The sequence below is a fragment of the Mesorhizobium sp. M7A.T.Ca.US.000.02.2.1 genome (assembly GCF_003996995.1).
GTDB lineage: Bacteria > Pseudomonadota > Alphaproteobacteria > Rhizobiales > Rhizobiaceae > Mesorhizobium.
In genome coordinates, this window is record NZ_RZTT01000478.1 from 1 (window position 1) to 4,263 (window position 4,263).

A 4,263-nucleotide genomic window follows, 5' to 3' on the forward strand; every position below is an offset into this window, starting at 1 on the left:
ATCGACACGCCCGTGGCGCCGATCGGATGGCCCTTGGCCTTCAGCCCGCCGGATGGATTGACCGGCAGGCGGCCATCCCTGGCCGTTGTGCCGTCCAGCGCAAGCTTTGCCCCCTCTCCCGGCTTGGCAAGACCCATCGCCTCGTATTCGATCAGTTCGGCAATGGTGAAGCAGTCATGCGTCTCGACGAAGGACAGATCGTCGAGCGTCACGCCGGCTGATTTCAACGCCCGGTTCCAGGCCTGTTCGCACCCTTCGAAGGTCAGGATGTCGCGCTTCGACATCGGCAGGAAATCCTGCACATGCTCGTTGGCGCGGAAGGCAACGGCACGGCGCATCTTCAGCGCCGTGGCGGTGTCGGCAAGGATAAGGGCGGCGGCGCCGTCGGAGACCAGCGAGCAGTCGGTGCGCTTCAGTGGGCCGGCAACGAACGGGTTCTTCTCGCTCTCCTGGCGGCAGAACTCGTAGCCGAAATCCTTGCGCATCTGTGCATAGGGGTTGTCGACGCCGTTCTTGTGGTTCTTGGCGGCAATCATGGCCAGTGCATCCGACTGGTCGCCGTAGCGCTGAAAATAGGCCTGCGCGATCTTGCCGAAGACGCCGGCGAAACCCGCCGGTGTCTCGCCGTCCTCGGGCAGATAGGACGCCTTGAGCAGGTTCTTGCCGATCTCCGGCCCCGGCGTCGTCGTCATCTGCTCGGCGCCGACCACCAGCACGATGCGGGCGGCATTGGCGTCGATGGCGCGGATGCCCTGACGGACCGCGGCCGATCCGGTGGCGCAAGCGTTCTCGACGCGCGTCGCCGGCTTGAAGCGCAGCCGGTCGTCGGCCTGAAGCACCAGGCTGGCGGTAAAATCCTGCGCCGAAAAGCCGGCGTTGAAATGTCCGAGCACGATCTCGTCGACCTCGTCGGGACCGATGCCGGCATGGTCGAGCGCGTCGGTTGCCACCTTGACGATCAGATTTTCGAGCGTTTCGCCCTCGAGCTTGCCGAAGCGCGAATGCGCCCAGCCAACGATGCATGCGGTCATGGCGGTCTCCATCCTTGGCGCCAGCCTAACATGTGGGCTCACGGCGCATTTCGCCTTTATTGTTCAAATATAAACAATCCTGCCCACTTCGTGAAGGGCGGGAGGCGGACAATCGCTTGGTACAGCCAAGATCGCGGTCGATTTTTTTGTTGATTGACGCGTCAATAAAAAATAATCCTTTTTTCTCAAAGGATCATCGCGAGATGCCGAAAGTCGGAATGGAACCGCTGCGCCGCAAGGCGCTGATCGACGCGACGATCTCGGCGATCGGCGAGCGCGGCTCTCTCGACGTCACCATGTCCGAGATCGCCGGACGCGCCGGGGTTTCGTCGGCTCTTGCCCATCACTATTTCGGCGCCAAGGACGAGTTGTTGCTGGCGACGATGCGGCACATCCTGGCCGAACTGACCATCGACATGCGACGCGCCCTTCAATCGGCTGGTACCGCGCGCCAGCGCGTTTCGGCGGTGGTCGCCGTCAACTTCTCCGACATCCAGTTCCAGCCGGAAACCATCGCCGCCTGGCTCGCCTTCTATGTCGAGGCGCAGAAATCATCGGCCTTGCGCCGGCTGCTCAGGGTCTATGCGCGGCGGCTGCACTCGAACCTGATGAGCGGGCTTGTCGGCATCCTGCCCAGGGCCGAGGCCGACCGCGCCGCCGAAGCGACCGCGGCGATGATCGACGGGCTCTACATCAGGCGGGCGCTGAAAGACGGCGTGCCTGATGCCGCGACCGCAATCGCGCTGGTCGAGGACTATCTCGAAACAAAACTTGGCGAGCGGCGCAAACAGTGACAACGAAGCGACCCAATTTTCTGATCGTCATGGTCGACCAGCTCAACGGAACCTTGTTTCCGGACGGCCCGGCGGATTTTCTGCACACACCGCATCTGAAAGCGTTGGCTGCGCGTTCGGCGCGCTTTGCCAACAACTATACGGCGTCGCCGCTCTGCGCACCGGGCCGTGCCTCGTTCATGAGCGGGCAATTGCCGTCGCGCACCGGCGTCTATGACAACGCCGCCGAATTCGCCTCATCGATCCCGACCTTCGCCCATCATCTGCGCGCCGCCGGCTACTACACCTGCCTGTCGGGCAAGATGCATTTCGTCGGGCCGGACCAACTGCACGGTTTCGAGGAACGGCTGACGACCGACATCTACCCTGCCGATTTCGGCTGGACGCCGGACTACCGCAAGCCCGGCGAGCGTATCGACTGGTGGTATCACAATCTGGGCTCGGTGACCGGCGCCGGCGTTGCCGAGATCACCAACCAGATGGAGTATGACGACGAGGTCGTGTTCCTAGCCACACAGAAGCTCTATCAGCTTTCGCGCGAACAGGACGATGCGAGCCATCGGCCATGGTGCCTCACCGTCTCGCTGTCGCACCCGCACGATCCCTATGTCGCGCGCAAGCAGTATTGGGATCTCTATGAGCATTGCCAGGCGTTGAACCCGGAAACCGGGTTCATCGCGCATGACGAGCAGGATGCGCATTCCCGGCGGCTGTACCACGCCAGCGACTATCCTTCCTTCGAGATCACGCCGGAACAGGTGCGTCGTTCGCGGCAGGGCTATTTCGCCAACATCTCCTATGTCGACGACAAGCTGGGCGAGATCCTGGATGTTCTCGAGCGCACCCGCATGGCCGACGACACAATCATCCTGTTCTGCTCGGACCACGGCGACATGCTCGGCGAGCGCGGCCTATGGTTCAAGATGAGCTTCTTCGAGGGCTCGGCGCGCGTGCCGCTGATGATTGCCGGCAAGGGCGTTCACGCCGGGCTGATCGAGACGCCGGTTTCCAATCTTGACGTGGCGCCGACGCTTTGCGACCTCGCCGGCATCGACATCGCTGCAATCGCGCCGTGGACCGACGGCCAGTCGCTGCTGCCGCTCACCAAGGGTATTGAGCGCACCGCGCCGGTGCTGATGGAATATGCGGCCGAAGGGTCCAACGCGCCCTTGGTTGCGATCCGCGACGGCAGATACAAATTCGTCCATTGTGAACTCGATCCGCCGCAACTGTTCGATCTCGAAGCCGATCCGCTCGAACGGGACAATCTGGCCGACGACGCGGCCAATGCGGGCCTGGTGGCGGCATTCATGGACAAGGTCCAGGCGCGCTGGGACATGGCCGGCTTCGACGCCGCTGTCCGCGAAAGCCAGGCGCGCCGCTGGGTCGTCTATCCGGCGCTGCGCAACGGCGCCTATTACCCCTGGGATTTCCAGCCGCTGCAAAAAGCGTCCGAGCGCTACATGCGCAATCACATGAACCTCGACAATCTCGAAGAGAGCAAAAGGTATCCGCGAGGCGAATGATGTCAGACCTTCTCGTCCCCTCCCTCGACCACCTCAAGCAGGCCTATGCCGTCACCTCCAGGGCGACGCAGATCACACCGCTGCTGGAATCGGCGGCACTGGCCCGCCAGACGGGTGCGGCCCGCGTCTTCATCAAGCCGGAATCGCTGCAATGGGCCGGATCGTTCAAGGTGCGCGGCGCCTATTGGCGCCTGAAGCAGCTTTCCACTGATGAGGCCAGGAAAGGCGTCGTCGCCTACTCCTCCGGCAATTTCGCGCAAGGGCTGGCGGCTGCCGGCCAGGCGCTCGGCATTCCCGTCACCATCGTCATGCCGATCGACGCACCGACCGCCAAGCGTGATGCTACGGCCGGCTATGGTGCCCGCGTCGTGCTGACCGACCATGGCGAACGCGCGCGTGAGGAAGTCGCCGCCGCCAAGGCACGCGAGATCGCCGAGACCGAAGGCTTGGCCCTGCTGCATCCATTTGACGATCCGGAGATCGTTGCCGGCCAGGCGGGCGCCGGCCTCGAAGCGCTTGACCAACTCGAAGCCAAAGGCGCCAGCGCCGATCTTTTGTTCTGCTCGGTCGGTGGCGGTGGGCTGATCGGCGGCGTTTCGCTCGCCTTCCACTATCTGTCGCCCGCCACTGAGATCATCGGCGTCGAACCTGAAGGTTTCAACGGCATGGGCTCGTCGCTGGCACATGGCAGCATCGAGACGATGCCGATCGGGCCGAAGTCGATCTGCGACGGGCTGATGTCGCGACGGCCGGGCGACGCGCCTTTCGCGGCAGTCAAGACCGCCGGTGTTCGCGGCATCACCGTCGACGACCAATCGGTGCGCAGCGCCATGCGGATCGCCTTCGAGCGCATGAAGCTGGTGCTCGAGCCCTCGGGGGCCGCCTCGCTCGCCGCACTGCTCGGCGGCAAGG

At 63.7% G+C, this 4,263-nt stretch carries 4 protein-coding genes; 3 read left to right on the top strand and 1 reads right to left on the bottom strand.

The window, feature by feature from the left end:
- Window positions 1-1,031, bottom strand: a 1,031-nt coding sequence (locus EOD15_RS29760; protein WP_127409096.1) for an acetyl-CoA acetyltransferase, incomplete at its 3' end; no start/stop codon positions are given.
- A gap of 203 nt (window positions 1,032-1,234) precedes the next feature.
- Between EOD15_RS29760 and betI the strand changes: the two genes are divergently transcribed.
- From betI to EOD15_RS29775, 3 genes are all read left to right on the top strand, one after another.
- Window positions 1,235-1,825, top strand: a complete 591-nt coding sequence (gene betI, locus EOD15_RS29765; RefSeq protein WP_127322783.1) for a transcriptional regulator BetI — start codon at window positions 1,235-1,237, stop codon at window positions 1,823-1,825.
- Window positions 1,822-3,351 carry a choline-sulfatase gene (gene betC, locus EOD15_RS29770; RefSeq protein ID WP_127409097.1) on the top strand — a complete coding sequence of 510 codons (1,530 nt, stop codon included), beginning with the start codon at window positions 1,822-1,824 and terminating at the stop codon, window positions 3,349-3,351. The genes betI and betC overlap by 4 nt, the downstream gene beginning before the upstream one ends.
- Window positions 3,351-4,263 (top strand): threonine/serine dehydratase (locus EOD15_RS29775; protein WP_148129700.1); only part of this gene is annotated, 913 nt, incomplete at its 3' end. The genes betC and EOD15_RS29775, both read left to right, overlap by 1 nt.